We start from the raw sequence: 235 nt of genomic DNA on the forward strand, positions 1-235 counted from the left end.
GATCTGTATAGACCAAAGAAGTATTATTTAAGACGTTTTCAAGAGATTCCTCTTCGCCCCCAAAAGTCTGTGGGCGGCCTTGCTCATGATGCCAATGGAGTCGCTCGATGACTTCCATATTAAAGTCTGTAGTCCAAACCCACCGAGACGATTGCTCCGAACTTCCTGCAAGTCACGCAGACGGAGACGAGTGACTGTATCGACGACGTTCACCGTTCGAAAATGTAATTGACCA

General features: G+C 47.2%; 1 protein-coding gene. It reads right to left on the reverse strand.

Going from position 1 to position 235, the window contains the following annotated elements:
* Positions 1-27: 27 nt before the first annotated feature.
* Positions 28-235: hypothetical protein (locus CF394_RS15880; protein WP_207761652.1), on the reverse strand; the 208-nt coding region annotated here is incomplete at its 5' end.

The organism is Tetzosporium hominis (assembly GCF_002265435.1).
Lineage (GTDB): Bacteria > Bacillota > Bacilli > Bacillales_A > Planococcaceae > Chryseomicrobium > Chryseomicrobium hominis.